The sequence below is a fragment of the Acinetobacter dispersus genome (assembly GCF_009884975.1).
In the GTDB taxonomy this organism is placed as follows: domain Bacteria; phylum Pseudomonadota; class Gammaproteobacteria; order Pseudomonadales; family Moraxellaceae; genus Acinetobacter; species Acinetobacter dispersus.
In genome coordinates, this window is sequence record NZ_CP041970.1 from 1,216,432 (window position 1) to 1,233,213 (window position 16,782).

Sequence of the window (16,782 nt, forward strand, 5' to 3'; positions counted from 1 at the left end):
AAGAACAACTAGATAGGGAAAATATCGTGATTAATCGTCGTCAATTTTTAGCAAATACACTTAAAACGGGCTTTGGCGCTGCCGCTTTGACCACCTTTCCAGCCAGTATTCAAAAAGCCTTGGCCATTCCTGCAAATAATAAAACAGGCACCATTCAAGATGTTGAGCATGTCGTGATCCTCATGCAGGAAAACCGCTCATTTGACCATTATTTTGGAACCTTAAAAGGCGTTCGTGGTTTTGCCGATCGTTTCACCATTCCTTTGCAAAATGGACGCACCGTTTGGCAACAACAACGTAGTAATGGAGCATTATTAACACCATTTCATCTAGATGGTTCAAGCAATAATGCCCAACGTGCACCTGGTACCAATCACACTTGGGTAGATAGCCAAAAAGCATGGGACAATGGCCGTATGTCAAACTGGCCAACCTATAAAACTGACTATGCCATGGGGTATTTCAAGGAACAGGAAATCCCTTATCAATTTGCATTGGCCAATGCATTTACCATTTGTGATGCTTATCACTGCGCTATGCATACTGGTACAGATGCCAATCGTTCATTCCACTTAACAGGAACCAATGGTGCAGTGCCGACCAGTACAGCCTTTGTCAATAATGAATGGGACTGGATTGATGGAGATCCAAAAACGGTAGATGTTGGTTATACATGGAAAACCTATGCTGAACGCCTTGAAGAAGTAGGAGTCAATTGGATTTGTTATCAAAATATGCCCGATGAATGGGGTGATAACATGCTAGGTGCCTTCCGCACTTTTAGAAAAGCCAATATCGATTCGGGTTATCCAGTCTCAAGTGGTGGAGCACCAAACAGTCCCTATAATGCAGCCGCACAAAAGCTGCCTTACAAAGCCTATGATGCAACCACGGATAATGCCAAAAATCCGCTTTATAAAGGCATTGCCAATACCTTACCCGGTAATAAACCCGAAGAATTCCTAGATGCATTTAAAAATGATATCAAAAATGGCAAATTGCCACAGGTGTCTTGGATCAACGCACCTTCCATTTACTGTGAACATCCTGGCCCATCAAGTCCCGTACAAGGCTCATGGTTTATTCAAGAAATCTTAGATGCGTTAACAGCCGTGCCTGAAGTTTGGAGCAAAACTGTTTTCCTAATCAATTTTGATGAAAATGATGGTTATTTTGACCATGTTCCTTCTCCATCAGCACCGACTTTGCAAGCTAATAATACCTATGCAGGCAAATCAACACTTAGCCAAGCCGATATGCAGTATGAATATTATGTGCATGATGCTCCGCTAGGCAGTACCAGCCAACCGAATAAGGACAATGGTGTTTATGGTCCCGGTCCCCGCGTTCCCTTATTTGTGATTTCACCTTGGAGTCGTGGAGGGATTGTCAACTCACAAGTATTTGATCATACCTCGGTATTGATGTTCCTCGAAAAACGTTTTGGCGTTAAAGAAAGCAATATCAGTCCTTATCGCCGTACTGTATGTGGAGATCTGACCTCTGCATTTAACTTTAAAACACCGAATGAAGATGTACTGCCAACACTAAACGGTAAACAAACCCGTGAGCAAGCGGATCAATTGCGTAGCTCCCAGCAAAAGTTACCCAATGTTCCCATTCCAAGCAATTTGCAGTTGCCTATTCAAGCCAGCGGTATTCGTCGTTCAAAAGCTCTACCTTATGAATTGCATACCAGTGCACGCTGCCTGAATGACGGAACAGTCAAACTATTGTTTTCAAATACAGGGACACAAGGTGCAGTGTTTCATGTCTATGACAAATTAAATTTAAGTCGAGTTCCACGCCGTTACATTGTAGAGGCAGGAAAAACACTAGACGATGTATGGAATGCCCAGAAAGACAATCAAGGCTTATACGATCTTTGGGTGATGGGACCAAATGGCTTTCATCGACACTTCAAGGGTGATCTAAACCGTAATCAAGATTTGCAAATCAATCCCGAAATTCGTGTTTGCTATGATATAGCCAACGGCAATGTCTATGTCGATCTGAACAATACGGGTGCTAAAGATATTGAGTTGGTGATCACCCCAGTGGTTTATCGTACTGATGCTCCTCTGAAACTGACCGTAAAAGCAGGACAAAGCAGCACTCAGCATTGGGAATTGAAAGATGCTTGGCAATGGTATGATTTTGCGGTGACTTGTACTCAAGATGCTAAGTTTTATCGTCGTTTTGCTGGTCGTGTAGAAACAGGTGAAGACTCTGTGAGTGACCCTGCGATGGTTTAAGATTTAAACAGAATAAGCACTTAAGTCTCCTTAGTTCCAAAACCAAGGAGACTTTTATTCCATGTCTCAATCAAACCAAATTCAGACTGAATAGCGAATTCTTAATTTTTATGCTGTAGCTTATAGCACTCATCCAAAGCCAACTCATAATATTCAAGCCCTTCCTTTGCCGCCAAGAAAGCTTTCTTTTGCAGTACAGGGTCTTTGTCACACAAGCGCTTAATCAGTTCCATTGCCTCGTATGGATGAAGATCATCATAATGTGCATGTGCTCTTAACCAAGCAAGAGAACGCTTATTAATATTGACTTCCGGGTGTTGGGTATAGGTTTGAATCCCTTTATAGACTTGAATGGTCCAATCGCCTGTTGCCCACTCTATCGCTAGGTTGGTTGCGGCAATACTTTCAGCCAAACCACCACGGAAATTCACATCCCACAAGAAATGATTGACCGCATTCATTGCAACAGGCGGCTTCACATTATTCAACATTTCAACGGTTAGACCAAAGCCACCCGCCCAGTCCTGATACCAGTTCAAATGTCGTTCTTCAACTTTAATGTTCTGAATCAGCCAGTCACGGGTTTCGGTTACCCCATCAAGTGAAAAATCTGTCGCTTTTGCAAGAGAACCTGCCATATATGATGGAAAATGTGCGACGAGTGGATAAAAATTGAGTAAAGCAGAACGAAAGCATTCAAGGCTTAAACAGCCGTTGGCCATATCCAAAAATAAAGGATGTTTACTCACCCGTTCTTTTGAGGGTAATAATTCATCCCAGAATCGTTGAGCCCAACCCGAATGAGGTGTAATTTCTAGTTTTGTTCCATATTGATTCATAGCAGTCATTGCGATGCATCCTATTTCGTATGACTTAATCCAACCATGTTCCATGATTGCTGCTTTTTTATAAATTGTATCCTAATATTGTAAAGATACAATCGCTTGTGATTTAGTTTGTAACAGTTTTTATTTCTTGAATCTAATTTAAGCTTGAATCATTATATTAGGCAATGACCATTATATAAAAATTAATATTTTTTTATAATCTAATACACATTCTATTTAAATCAGTGTAACGTAGTAAAAAAATAATCCCTATTTTGACATTTATAAGAACATTTGGGAGTGGTGAGAGATAAGATGAAGTTGAAAGCTTCCAATATTTTGGGACAAGAACAAATCGACTTGTTAATTTCTCGCGGGCTAAATTTAGTTTGGTTTCCTAAAGAATTAGAAGCGATCTATCGAGATCAGTATAGAAATGAGGCTGCGCATGAGTTTCGCTATCGCGCCCCTATTATTTTAGGTTTATATCTATTTCTTAGCTTCGGTATCTATCAAGTTTTACCTACAGACTTGCGTATTACTTGGATGGCAACTTACGGCTGGGTAGGTATTATCATTACCTTGGCATGGTTACTGTCTTTTCTGCCAATCATGAACAAATGGTTTGATCATTACGTTTGTATTGGTTCGACAGGTGCTGTCGCAATTTCCTTCACTATCATTAACGTATTGGAACAAGGTCAAAATAATGTCCTGTTTCATGCAGCCATGATGTATGCCGTAGTGATCATCTATGGCTTTGTTGGAATGCGCTTCTACACTGCGATTATTGCAGGTTGGGTCGGTGGATTGATTGGTATTGCAGCGAGTACATGGTTCAGTGGTGCAATTGACTGGACCTTCCTGAACCGTACCTATACCTTCAGTAGTTTCTTGGGTATGGCGCTTGCTTATGCAACTGATCGGCAGCACCGTGAGAACTATCTGCAAAACTGTATGATCGAACTTAACCGCTTGGAATTGATGCGACAAGCACAACAACTGTCTATTCTTTCTCAACAAGATGCTTTGACTGGTCTCGCCAATCGACGCTATCTAGATGAGGTGCTTGAAAATGAATGGAAACGCGCAACACGTCATGAAATGCCGATTACCATCATGATGATTGATATCGACTTTTTTAAGCTATACAACGACACATTGGGACATATTCAAGGAGATCAGTGCTTACGACGAATTGCCATCATGTTAGGCTCCATCGCCTCGCGTAGTGGTGATCTTGCCGCACGTTATGGTGGAGAAGAGTTCCTGTTATTATTTTCGATGACTGATCGAGATCAGGCCATCACTCAGGTACAAAGACTGATGGAGCTAGTACGTAATATTGGAATTTTGCACCCACGTAGCAATGTTTCAAAACATGTGACTATTAGTGTAGGTGTCGCAACAATGGTGCCTTGTGTAGGAGACAGTCTTTCTGAGTTTGTTGCACAGGCAGATCATGCATTATATATCGCAAAAAGTAATGGTCGAAACCAATATCATATTGCAACATCAGATAATATGATTTCTGAAGCTTTATAATTGATTCATCATTATTAAATGAATATTAAACTAATATTTAATTAAAGTAATTTAAAATGTGATGTAAGCCGCAGATATAATAAATTATACGTGCGGCTTAATATTTTTATTAAGGTTCGATTGGTTTAAATGGTGGAATTACATCTGCATTTTGAGCACGATGTCTTAAAAAATGATCCATTAATACAATCGCCAACATCGCTTCAGCAATTGGCGTTGCACGTACACCCACACATGGATCATGACGACCTTTGGTCAATACATCAGTATTTTCACGTTCAATCGTAATGGTTTTACCTGGTGTGGTAATACTTGCAGTCGGTTTCAATGCAATCGCAACACGAATGCTTTGACCGCTTGATATTCCACCCAAGATCCCGCCTGCATGATTGGCAAGGAATCCGTCTGTTGTCAGCTCATCACGAGTCTCGTGACCAAACTGCCCAGCAACCGCAAAACCATCACCAATCTCAACGCCTTTAACCGCATTGATACTCATCATGGCATGGGCAATATCTGCATCTAAACGATCAAATACAGGCTCGCCCCAACCCACAGGTACTTTTTCAGCAACAATTTCAAGTTTTGCGCCACAACTGGTCCCTTGCTCACGTAAAGCAGTGACCAACTGTTCAAAACGCGGAACCGCATCAACATCACCGCAGAAGAATGGATTATTTGGTACTTCTGCCCAATCCAATTTTTCAGCGACTTCATTACCAATTTGTGTGACATGTCCACGAATATCAATACCAAACTTTTCAGCAAGATATTTTTTGGCAATTGCACCTGCCGCAACACGCATCGCTGTTTCACGTGCACTTGAGCGACCACCGCCACGATAGTCACGGAAGCCGTATTTCTGTGTATAGGTATAATCAGCATGACCAGGACGGAAAGTTTGAGCAATATTGCCGTAGTCTTTTGATTTTTGATCCGTATTACGGATTAATAAACCAATCGATGTTCCAGTAGTTTTACCTTCAAAAACACCAGAAATGATTTCGACTTGATCAGGCTCTTTACGCTGCGTTGCAAACTTTGATGTTCCCGGTTTACGGCGATCTAAATCTTTTTGCAGATCAGCTTCACAAAGCTCAAGACCAGGCGGCACGCCATCGACAATCGCCATCAAGCCAGCACCATGTGACTCGCCACAGGTCGTTACTCGAAAGAGTTGCCCAATACTATTCCCTGCCATGCTTTAACCCCTTAGTTTTGAACTGATTGCTGAAATACTTCTTTATAACGGCGGCATTGTTCAGCAGTTAAAGCAAAAATACCAGAACCGCCTTTTTGGAAAGTGAGCCAATGGAAGTCAACTGTATTGAAGTTCTGACGCATTGCCCACTCAGAATTACCGACTTCAATGACAATTAAACCATCCTCAGTTAAATAATCAGCAGCTTGAGCTAACATTTTACGTACCAGATCCAAGCCATCTTGACCTGCAGCCAATGCAAGTTCAGGCTCATGTAGGAATTCTTCTGGTAAATCAGCCATATCTTCCGCATCCACATACGGTGGATTGCTCACGATCAGGTCATATTGATTTTCAGCAGGGATTTTTGCGAACAAATCAGACTCAAGCAACGCAACTTGATATTGCTTATCATGATGCTCTGTATTAATTGAAGCCACTTCCAGTGCTTCTTTCGAAATATCAGTCGCGTCGACTTCTGATTCTGGGTATGCATAAGCTAAAGCAATCGCAATACAGCCAGAACCCGTACACATATCCAAGATACGTTGTGGTGTTTTTGGATTTTTGCTTTCTGGTAAGTTGTTTAATGCTTCTAACATCTGACCATTTTCATTTAAACAGTATGGTGCAAAGCGTTGTTCGATCAACTCAGCAATCGGTGAACGTGGAATCAAAACACGCTCATCCACATAAAATGGTTTATTGAAGAAATATGCAAGATTCAATAGGTATGACGTTGGAATACGATCATTAATACGGCGTTCTAAAAGACTCAAAAATTCAGCTTTTTCACTTGGTAATAGCTTTGAATCTAAGATTTCTGCATCCGCTTTCCATTCAAGAGAAAGTGTTTGCAAAACAAGTGCAGAGCTTTCTGCAAAATAATCTTCAGTACCTTGACCTAAGTGCGCGTCATATTGACGCATTGCGGTTACACCAAAACGGATGAAATCTCGAATGGTTACTAAATTTTCAGCCGCTTCTTGTATATGTTCAGGGCTGATCGTAGGTCGCTCCACTTAGGCGTCTCCAAAAGTGCTAATTGCAAAACGCTTTATTCTAACGGGATTAAGGTCGATTTAACAATAAAAAAACCGCCTCTATACAAGAAGCGGTCTTTTAATCTCAGATATAAGCCAAAAAGCTTATAAGCCTAATTTTTCAGCCACATAATCCGAGTCTTTATCACCACGTCCAGAAAGATTGACCACAATCTTAATCTGTTTATCTAACTTTGGTGCTTCACGTAACGCCCAAGCCACTGCATGCGAACTTTCCAAAGCAGGTACAATACCTTCTACACGAGAAAGTGTCATAAAAGCATCTAAACATTCCTGATCCGTCGCCGTGTCATACTGCACACGACCTAACTCTTTCAGGAAACTATGTTGTGGGCCTACACCAGGATAATCCAATCCTGAAGCGATGGAATGGACTGGTAGCGGCTCACCTTGATCATCTTCCAGTACATAACAAGCCATACCATGAATTTGACCCGGTTTACCTAAAGTTAAGGTTGCCGAATGCTTATCAGTATCTAGACCATGACCCGCTGGCTCAACACCCACCAACTTTACTTCTGGCACATTTAAAAATGCAGTAAATGCACCAATCGCATTTGATCCACCACCAACACAGGCAACCACATAATCAGGGTTTTGTCCAAATCGCTCATTGGATTGGACTTTGATTTCATTGCCAATAATCGATTGAAAATCACGAACCATTTTAGGGAATGGATGTGGACCAACCACCGAACCAATGGCATAGATATAGTTTTTAGGATCTTTTAAATATTCTTCAAAAGCACTATCCACTGCATCTTTTAAAGTTGCCGTACCTTGTGTCACCGAAACCAGCGTCGCACCCAAGATTTTCATCTTCACGACATTCGGATGCTCTTTTTCGATATCGACTTGTCCCATATGAATTTCACACGGAATACCGACCAGAGCACATGCTGTTGCCAAAGCGACACCATGCTGACCAGCACCCGTCTCAGCGATGACTTTGCTTTTGCCCATGTATTTAGCAAGTAAAGCTTCACCCAAACAATGGTTGATCTTATGTGCACCAGTATGGTTTAAATCTTCACGTTTCAGATAAATCTGCGCGCCACCAAGTTGTTCTGACAAACGCTTAGCATGGAACAATGGGCTTGGACGGCCAACATAGTTTTTAAATAAGTCGTTTAACTCATCTTTAAACTCAGCCGTATGACGAATTTCTTCATAGGCTGCATTAATTTCATCCATCGCTTCTTTTAAATGTGGTGGAATAAACTGACCACCAAAGTTCCCAAAGAAACCTGCTTCATTGGGCAAAGCTACGCCATTAATTTGATGTTCCATGTATTTTCCTGTTCTTATAAAGTCTTGATATAAAATTTTAACGTGACAAATAGCGAGTCATGTCTTCAATGCCTTTCAAGGTCATTGGAAACATATGATCTTCGAAAATTTCTTTAATCCAGTTAATGGTTTGAGTGTAATGCCAATAACCTTCCGTTTCAGGATTAAGCCAAGCCGTTTTATCAAAATGCTGACGCAAACGTCTGAGCCAAACTTCCCCTGATTCTTCATTCATATATTCAACTGAACCACCCGCAGACTTTAACTCATACGGCGCCATACTGGCATCACCGACGACGATGACCCGATAATCACGTCCATAGGTATGAAACAGATCCCATGTATTCATACGTGTCGAGCTACGACGATGGTTATCCTTCCAGACATAGTCATACAGACAGTTATGGAAATAGAAATATTCGAGGGTTTTAAACTCTGATTTGGCCGCACTGAATAGCTTTTCACACTCAGCGATATAAGCATCCATCGAACCACCGACATCAAACAACATTAAAACTTTGATGCGGTTACGGCGTTCTGGAACCAATTGGACATCCAATATGCCTTGTTTAGCCGTTTCACGAATGGTGCCATCGACATCAAGCTCTTCCGCTGCACCTTGACGTGCGAACTTTCGCAAACGACGTAAAGCAATTTGCATCTGACGTGTACCCAAAACCTGATCATCATCAAGATTCTGGTATTTACGTTGTTCCCAAACTTTGACTGCGGAACGCTTACGTCCAGGTCCACCGATACGGACACCTTCTGGATGATCACCAAAAGCACCAAAAGGTGAAGTTCCCCCAGTGCCAACCATACGATTGCCACCCTGATGCTTTTTATGTTGTTCACGTAAGCGTTCTTCCAACATTTTCATCAGTTCTTCGAGAGAACCTGCTTTTTGCAATTCTGCACGTTGCTCAGGTGTAAGATGCTTCTCGAGTAGTTCAAGATCAAACCAGTCTTGTGGCAACTTTTGAACTTGTCTCAGTAATTCATCCAAGTCAAAAGTTTCGATGCCGTCAAAGTAATCTTTCATGGCACGATCAAACTTATCAAAGAAACGTTCATCTTTGACTAAAACTGTTTTAGCCAATTGATAAAACTCTTCCTGATCTGCAAACACAAGACCTGAAGCTACCGCCTGATTAAGATCAATGAGCTCACGTGTTGTTACAGGTACGCCATATTTGCGTAAGGTGTAAAACAGTCGCACAAACATTTTTAAACACTCTTAGCGGCGTGACATAAAGGCTAAACGTTCAAGCAATTGCACATCTTGTTCATTTTTAATCAATGCACCATACAATGGTGGAATCGCTTTAGATTTATCGTGGTTACGCAATACATCTTCAGGCATATCATCTGCCATCAATAAGCTTAACCAGTCAATCAATTCAGAAGTTGATGGCGGTTTCTTCAGATTCGGAATTTCACGTAATTTAAAGAATACCTGTAAGGCTTCACTGACCAAAGTATTTGAAATATTCGGGAAATGCACCGCGATGATTTCACGCATGGTCGCATCATCAGGGAATTCAATATAATGGAAGAAACAACGGCGCAAAAATGCGTCTGGAAGTTCTTTCTCGTTATTTGAAGTAATAATCACGATCGGGCGTTGTGTTGCAGTAATGGTCTCACCTGTCTCGTAAACATAAAACGACATTTTGTCGAGTTCATGCAACAAGTCATTTGGAAACTCAATATCCGCTTTGTCGATTTCATCAATCAACAAGACACAACGCTCTTCGCTGGTAAAAGCTTCCCACAATTTACCAGGTTTAATATAGTTTTTAATGTCGTAGACACGATCATCACCTAACTGGCTATCACGCAAACGTGACACAGCATCATATTCATACAAACCTTGCTGAGCTTTGGTTGTCGATTTGATATGCCACGTAATCAACTTCAACCCAAGACTTTCCGCAACTTGCTCTGCAAGCAAGGTTTTACCAGTGCCAGGCTCACCTTTAACTAAAAGTGGTTTTTGCAAGGCACGTGCAGCTTTCACTGCGAGTCTTAAGCTATCGGTCGCAATATATTGATCTGTACCAGTAAAGTGTTGTGTATCAGCAGACATTTAAAAAAACCTTATTTTTCTATATTTAACATCGTATCTAAACTGAACGTGCAGTTTTATTTGCAGTGTATTTTGACCAGCAAAAGCCGATCAATAACCCCAAACCAATGACAAACAAAATCAATGATAAGTTTGACCAGATTAAGACATGCTCTTTAGTCAAAACACCAAAAAGCAAGCCAAAAATTGCTGGTGCTAAGGCCGAGTTTGGACCTTCAGAAATTGTAGGTGTTGCAAGAACTGCAAAAGCCACAATCCACAAAATTCCACCAATTGGATTCGGTAGGCGTGACATCAAACGATACCAACACCACAATGCAATCAGTGTCCCTGTAACATAAACAATGATCGCAACATTTTCTTCAGGAAACTGATCCAGTACTGAAAGAATGTTTGACCAAATTGCTGTTAGAGTTTCAAGCACCGCGTAAGCCCTCAGGTTCTACCGCATTTGGATTGATCAATCCTTCTGGCGGCATTTGAATAAAAAAGCCCTTGGTATTTAATGAATCTAAAACATGTAAAACGTTGGCACGTGCAAGTTTACGCTCATTATGAAGTTCTAAATGCATGACAAAAGTGGTTTTGCCAAATGCTTGTAAAACTGTTTCTGGAACACCTTCAAATGGGTTTTCTTGTTCCTTATCATCAGGATAATTTGGACGAGCAATATACATATACATTTCATCTTTCTTGCTCGATCTATAAATATCGCAGTGCATGTTTACTCACATCTATTAACAATCAAAGACAGCATACATGAAAATAAAAATGGATACATTAAGGATTGTTAACGCTAGAGTCGTCTTTTTTCCTTATTTACAATACAGCCTATTCCCGAGTATCCGCGCAGAATGTCATAATCAGACCATGATTTTTAGATGAAACAACGATGCAACAAAACAAATATGATGATCCGCACTTCTTTACCGAATACTCAAAAATGCCTCGTTCCGTGCATGGACTAAATGCTGCGGGTGAGTGGTCAGCATTTAAAGCACATATGCCTGAGTTAAAAGACAAAAAAGTTTTAGACTTAGGTTGTGGCTATGGCTGGCATTGTCAGTTTGCTGCTGAACACGGTGCTCGTTCAGTGATCGGAATTGATTTATCCGCTAAAATGCTTGAAAAAGCACGTCTCTTAACATCAGCGCAAAACGTAGATTATCAACAAACCGCGATCGAAGACTATGTGGCAGATACAGCAAGCGTTGATGTCATAATCAGTTCTCTCGCTTTGCATTATATTCAAGATATCCAGCCTGTGTTTGCCAAGGCGGCATCATTACTAACGGCTCAAGGCGAATTGTACTATTCGGTTGAACACCCTATTTTCACAGCCCGCGCACAACAAGATTGGTACTATGATGCAGAGCAACAGCCGATGCACTGGCCTGTTGATCACTATTTCGAACAAGGCAAAAGAGAAACCCATTTTCTAGATGCGAAAGTTGTGAAATACCACAGAACAATAGAAACTCATATTACAGCTTTATTAACGGCAGGTTTTGAAATTACAGCAGTGATTGAACCAACACCACCTGCAGAAATGGTTGCAAACTTTGGTTGGCAAAATGAATTGAGACGGCCCATGATGCTCATCATCAAAGCTAAAAAAAAGAGCTAATAAATTAGCTCTTTGATTTTCTAACGTGCAATTTTCATTTGCATCGCTAAATATTCAATATCTTCTTTTAACAACGCAATCAATGGTTGCGTCAGAATGTCATAACGCCAGCCCATTAAATAACTCGGTAAGGACTGCTCATCTAAACGGAATACCACATGCTCATAGATCGCATTCATCCACTTCTTGCGCAATAATACTTCTTTCGGTATCCCCGTTTTTAGGACCACACTTTCAATCAGCGCATCAATTTTAGGTGCAACTTCTTTAGAATTACTCTTTATCGGTTTAGCGATACGCAATGGCCACTCTTCTTCAGGTGGCAAGAACTTGAGTAAATCAAGAATCATTTTGCCATGCTCACGTACAATATTTGGACGAATATCTTTAATACGCGCCAATTGGAAATTATTACGTGGATTCTTTTCCACCAAATCAATCATGGTCGAGTTTCTAAGAATAAAACTACGTGGCTGATTCAATGCCTTGGTAATCTGTTCTCGCCATATACTCAATTGCTGCAGTTGCATCAATTCACGGCGTGAATGTCGATAGTTACCAATATCGGTATATAGTTCTGCCAATGGTGTTTCAATGGCAATTTCTTTGGTGAGATTCTGACAATCTTCCAATACGTATTGATACAGCCCCTTTACTTTCAGATCATTTTTCAACGTATCAGCAAGTTTGGTCAAGTAAATCACATCATTCGCTGCATAGCACATCTGCTCTTGCGTCAATGGTCTTGCTAGCCAATCTGAACGGGTTTGATCTTTTTCAATCTCAATATTCAAACAGGTCTTCAGTGCGTTCTGATAACTCACCTGTAAACCATGCCCCAAAAATGCCAGTGCAACTTGGGTATCAAATACATTATTTAATGGCTTTTGGTCTGCATAATGATAGATCAGGTCAATATCTTCACTACACGCATGGAAAACATTCTGTTGTGCAGCAAAGATTTTTGGCCAAAACTCGGTAAAATCCAAGCTTGCACCATCAAGTAATACAATCTGACCGTTTAAATTGATTTGGCAGACACCAAGTTTAGGATATAAGGTATCTACCTTAATAAACTCAGTATCAAGTGCATAGACAGAACACTGTTCCATCTGGCTGAGGAGAACAGCTAAATCATTTTGCTGTTGGATAAACTGAAACATGTGTGCTCAAATAAAAATAATATAGAACCATGCGCAATAGAACTGTTAAGTACCAGTCCTTGCTCAACTGAAATCAAATACAAAAAAATAACTGGTATTCCATATACAAAACATGAAATCACTCCTCTTCCCTTTATCAAAAAACGAAAATCCTTTTCGCTTGCTCATAGTGCCACAAATCATGCTAAATAGATCTACGATAATGTTAGACAATATGTAAAATTTAATTATTTGTTTAAATTAACAGCATGAATTTAATATAAATATAAAAAAATGCGAATGAAAGCTATTATTTCATTCGCATACGGTTATGTACAGCTTGGCTCAAAGTATGGCTATCTACATATTCCAGCTCACCACCTTGAGGTACGCCTTGTGCAATTCGAGTCATATGAATCGGTAAATGTTTGGTTGCTTCAACCAGATAATGCGCAGTGGCCTGTCCTTCTACAGTGGCATTGGTCGCCAAAATAACTTCTTGAATTTGCCCTGCACTGAGACGCTGAATGAGATAAGGAATCCCAATTTCCTCAGGGCCAATACCGTCCAATGGAGAAAGGTGTCCACCGAGAACATGATACTTTCCACGAAAACTGCCACTCTGCTCGATTGCCATTACATCTGCGGGTGATTCAACCACACATAACAATTGTTCATCGCGCTCTGCTGAAGCACAAATATCGCAGATTTCATTTTCTGTTAATGAATGACAAATATGGCACTCATGAATATGGCTAGATGCTTCATGTAAGGCATGTGACAATGCAAAAGCACCTTCACGATTTTTCATTAACAAATGTAATGCCATACGTTGTGCTGATTTAGGACCAACGCTTGGTAAAATACGCAATGCTTGAACTAATTGTTCAAATCTTTCACTAAACACAAATTAACTCTCATAATCTCCCCTAACCCCTCCTTAATAAAGAGGGGTACTCCTCCCTTTTTTAAAGGGAGGCTGGGAGGGATTTAAAATAAACCAGATAAGCCAGGTGGTAAGCCCATACCGGTGTTCGCATCTTTTAACTTTTCTTCAGAAATGGCTTCTGCTTGACGTGCGGCATCATTCATCGCAGCAGCAATCAAATCTTCAATCATATCTGCTTCGTCTTGTAATAAATCAGGACTAATTTCGATACGCTTAACCACATTACGGCAAGTCATGGTTACTTTAACTAAACCACCGCCAGCTTCCGCATGAACTTCAGTTTTTGCAAGCTCTTCTTTGGCTTTTTTAAGATTTGATTCCATATCTTTTTGCATGCGCTGAGCTTGCTGCATGAGCATATTAATGTTCATAAGTTTCTCTCGTTAAATTAAATCTAAACCGCGTGATATGTCGCGAATAATATCATCAATGTCTTCTAAACCAACAGACACACGAATCAAACCTTCTTCAATTCCTGCAGCTTGTTTAGCTTCGGCCGACATTCTACCATGCGAGGTCGTTGCTGGATGTGTAATTGTTGACTTAACATCACCTAGATTACTGGTAATCGACAAGAAACGTGTGTTATCGATCACAGTCCAAGCACCTTCACGTTGGCCTTTCACTACAAAAGATACAACACCGCCAAAACCTTTTTGCTGTTTTTTCGCCAGCTCATGTCCAGGATGATCAGGTAAACCTGCGTAGTACACCTTTTCAACTTTTTCATGTTGATGAAGCCATTCCGCCAATTTTTGTGCACTTTCACAATGCGCTTTCATACGAATGCTCAGTGTTTCTAAGCCTTTCAAGAAAATCCATGCATTGAATGGACTCATCGAGTTACCCAAAGTACGGATCACACCATTTACTTCTTCAAGCAAGTCATTTTTACCAACAACTGCACCACCAAGCGCACGACCTTGACCATCGATATATTTCGTTGCTGAATAAAGCACTAAATCCGCACCAAACTTAATCGGTTGTTGTAATACTGGCGTACAGAAACAATTATCCACTGCAAACAACGCGCCATTGGCATGTGCAATATCAGCAATCGCTTGCATATCACCCACTTGTGCCAAAGGATTAGACGGCGTTTCAATAAATAAGATACGAGTATTTGGACGAATCGCCTGTTTCCAGCCTTCTAGATCATCTAGATCTACGAAAGTGACATCAACTGCAAATTTCGCCACATATTTTTCAAACAACGCGATGATTGAACCAAATACTGCACGAGAACAAATGACATGGTCACCAGCTTTTAAATAGGCCATGCACATTGCATGGACTGCTGCCATGCCTGAACTGGTCGCCACTGCACGCTCTGCACCATCCAGTACCGCTAAACGCTTTTCAAAAGCTTGTACAGTTGGATTGGTATAACGTGAATAGGTATTACCAGCAATTTGCCCGGAGAATTTTGCAGCAGCATCAGCAGCACTTTCGCACACAAATGATGAGGTCAGAAAGATTGGCTCACTATGCTCACCTTCAGAGGTACGATCATGCCCTGTGCGAATTGCCAGTGTTTCTAATTGGTATTCTAAATCATCGCTTGGATTCATCGTTCTGTATGCCTTATGATCATAATGATTAAATGTGCCAATATTTTGATCGCCTAGGGTATTTAAGGTCAAGGCGTAAGATGAAATTATCGCTTAGACTTCGTGCAATCTTGACTCATGATGAGACATTCTAAGATGAAATCGCTTGTGGAACAGCAAAAAATAAATTTTAAACATCTGGCTATGCGTGTATTCGATGCCGACAAACTGGTTTTGTCTCAATCGACACCATATCAAGTGATTGCGCAATTTAAACAAACCCGTGTCCGTTTCTACGCTTCAGAGAACAAACGTTATAAAGAACCTTTAGTTTTTGTCGCGCCTTTAGCGATCAATATGGATATCTATGATTTATATCCTTACCGTTCATTGGTCAAACACTTTCAGGAAAGTGGTTTTGATGTTTATCTGATTGATTGGGGTAAACTGACTTATAAAAATTATCAAATTAACTTCTTATCTTTTATTGATAAGTTTATTCCAAAATGTATTGAAGCCATTCAGCAGCATTCTAAATCTGAAAAGATTTCACTACACGGTTGGAGCATGGCGGGAATTTTTGTCACGCTTTATACCGCTCGCCATCAGCCAAGTGTGGTGAAAAACCTTGTGGTCTTAGGTAGCCCAATCGATAGCTACGCTTCGGGTTATATTGGCAAACTCTATAAAACTTTGGCGTATCTCACCACCCGTAACCCAACCATTAAAGATTACATTTATAACCGTTTACCAAAGTTAATGATTCACTCACCTGGCTTCCTAAACTCGCTTGGATTCAAGCTGTTAGACCCTAAAGGCTGGATTGACGGCAATATACAATTACTGAAAAACTTAGATAATCTGAAGCTGGTACAAGAAGATGCGACGCTTAGCCATTTCTTAAATAACATGATTGATTATCCGGGTGGTGTGAACCAAGATATGTTGTTTAATGTTTGGTTGCAGAACCCTTTAAAAAACGGCGCAATTCAGCTTAAAAACAAAACCATTGAATTAAAGAACATCAATTGTTCTCTATTCGTGGGCGCAGGTAAAGGCGATCAACTTGTGACTTCTGAGTCTGCGTTTCCACTGACCCAGTTGACAAGCAGCCAAGATGTCACGTTTACTCTTATCCCTGGCGGGCACTTAGGTTTAATGTCCAGTCAAAACAGTTCCATTGAGTTCTGGCCAACGCTGGCGACATGGTTAGCCGAACGATCGACGCAAATAAAAAGGTAAA

General features: G+C 40.7%; 16 protein-coding genes. 4 read left to right on the forward strand and 12 right to left on the reverse strand.

All coding sequences use genetic code 11. The features are described from left to right. The first annotated feature begins 26 nt into the window (after positions 1–26). Positions 27–2,255 carry a phosphocholine-specific phospholipase C gene (locus tag FPL17_RS05480; protein ID WP_159883818.1) on the forward strand — a complete coding sequence of 743 codons (2,229 nt, stop codon included), beginning with the start codon at positions 27–29 and terminating at the stop codon, positions 2,253–2,255. A gap of 101 nt (positions 2,256–2,356) precedes the next feature. Here the strand turns inward: FPL17_RS05480 and FPL17_RS05485 are convergent, their stop codons facing one another. After that, positions 2,357–3,103: an iron-containing redox enzyme family protein gene (locus FPL17_RS05485; protein ID WP_005188611.1), complete on the reverse strand. Its 747-nt coding sequence runs from the start codon at positions 3,101–3,103 to the stop codon at positions 2,357–2,359. A 294-nt stretch (positions 3,104–3,397) separates the two neighbouring features. Between FPL17_RS05485 and FPL17_RS05490 the strand changes: the two genes are divergently transcribed. After that, positions 3,398–4,627 (forward strand): GGDEF domain-containing protein, encoded by a 1,230-nt coding sequence (locus tag FPL17_RS05490; protein ID WP_005188613.1) that lies wholly within the window; start codon positions 3,398–3,400, stop codon positions 4,625–4,627. 109 nt (positions 4,628–4,736) lie between these two features. On the opposite strand, the gene aroC is transcribed toward FPL17_RS05490, so the two are convergent. From aroC to FPL17_RS05525, 7 genes are all read right to left on the reverse strand, one after another. Next, entirely contained in the window at positions 4,737–5,828 is a 1,092-nt protein-coding gene (aroC, locus tag FPL17_RS05495; RefSeq protein ID WP_151716720.1) for a chorismate synthase, read from the reverse strand. An 11-nt stretch (positions 5,829–5,839) separates the two neighbouring features. Then, positions 5,840–6,850: a 50S ribosomal protein L3 N(5)-glutamine methyltransferase gene (gene prmB, locus FPL17_RS05500; RefSeq protein WP_159883820.1), complete on the reverse strand. Its 1,011-nt coding sequence runs from the start codon at positions 6,848–6,850 to the stop codon at positions 5,840–5,842. Between the two features lie 126 nt (positions 6,851–6,976). Continuing rightward, on the reverse strand, positions 6,977–8,182 hold the full coding sequence (gene trpB, locus FPL17_RS05505; protein WP_159883822.1) for a tryptophan synthase subunit beta: 1,206 nt from the start codon (positions 8,180–8,182) through the stop codon (positions 6,977–6,979). Between the two features lie 37 nt (positions 8,183–8,219). Next, positions 8,220–9,407, reverse strand: a complete 1,188-nt coding sequence (locus FPL17_RS05510) for a vWA domain-containing protein (RefSeq protein WP_159883824.1) — start codon at positions 9,405–9,407, stop codon at positions 8,220–8,222. Between the two features lie 12 nt (positions 9,408–9,419). Next, the gene (locus FPL17_RS05515) at positions 9,420–10,271 is read right to left on the reverse strand and encodes an AAA family ATPase (RefSeq protein WP_005188627.1); all 852 of its coding nucleotides are present in this window, start codon (positions 10,269–10,271) and stop codon (positions 9,420–9,422) included. Positions 10,272–10,308: 37 nt separating this feature from the next. Then, positions 10,309–10,695: a hypothetical protein gene (locus tag FPL17_RS05520; RefSeq protein WP_005152862.1), complete on the reverse strand. Its 387-nt coding sequence runs from the start codon at positions 10,693–10,695 to the stop codon at positions 10,309–10,311. Next, complete coding sequence (locus FPL17_RS05525; RefSeq protein WP_241311599.1) at positions 10,688–10,948, reverse strand: YcgL domain-containing protein; 261 nt, start codon at positions 10,946–10,948, stop codon at positions 10,688–10,690. Before FPL17_RS05525 ends, FPL17_RS05520 begins: the two co-directional genes overlap by 8 nt. A gap of 215 nt (positions 10,949–11,163) precedes the next feature. On the opposite strand from FPL17_RS05525, the gene FPL17_RS05530 reads away from it, so the two are divergent. Further along, positions 11,164–11,898: a class I SAM-dependent methyltransferase gene (locus FPL17_RS05530; RefSeq protein ID WP_159883826.1), complete on the forward strand. Its 735-nt coding sequence runs from the start codon at positions 11,164–11,166 to the stop codon at positions 11,896–11,898. A gap of 20 nt (positions 11,899–11,918) precedes the next feature. Here FPL17_RS05530 and FPL17_RS05535 read toward each other — a convergent pair whose 3' ends face one another. The 4 genes from FPL17_RS05535 to FPL17_RS05550 form a co-directional block, all read right to left on the reverse strand. After that, positions 11,919–13,061, reverse strand: coding sequence for a ribonuclease D (locus tag FPL17_RS05535; RefSeq protein ID WP_005188635.1), 1,143 nt, complete (start codon positions 13,059–13,061; stop codon positions 11,919–11,921). Positions 13,062–13,350: 289 nt separating this feature from the next. Beyond that, positions 13,351–13,947, reverse strand: coding sequence for a recombination mediator RecR (gene recR, locus FPL17_RS05540; RefSeq protein WP_005188637.1), 597 nt, complete (start codon positions 13,945–13,947; stop codon positions 13,351–13,353). A gap of 83 nt (positions 13,948–14,030) precedes the next feature. Beyond that, positions 14,031–14,360, reverse strand: coding sequence for a YbaB/EbfC family nucleoid-associated protein (locus FPL17_RS05545; RefSeq protein WP_159883828.1), 330 nt, complete (start codon positions 14,358–14,360; stop codon positions 14,031–14,033). A gap of 12 nt (positions 14,361–14,372) precedes the next feature. Further along, entirely contained in the window at positions 14,373–15,560 is a 1,188-nt protein-coding gene (locus FPL17_RS05550; RefSeq protein ID WP_159883830.1) for an O-succinylhomoserine sulfhydrylase, read from the reverse strand. Positions 15,561–15,695: 135 nt separating this feature from the next. Here FPL17_RS05550 and FPL17_RS05555 point away from each other — a divergent pair, with 135 nt between their 5' ends. Continuing rightward, positions 15,696–16,781: an alpha/beta fold hydrolase gene (locus tag FPL17_RS05555; RefSeq protein WP_159883832.1), complete on the forward strand. Its 1,086-nt coding sequence runs from the start codon at positions 15,696–15,698 to the stop codon at positions 16,779–16,781. The last annotated feature ends 1 nt before the right edge of the window (position 16,782 follow it).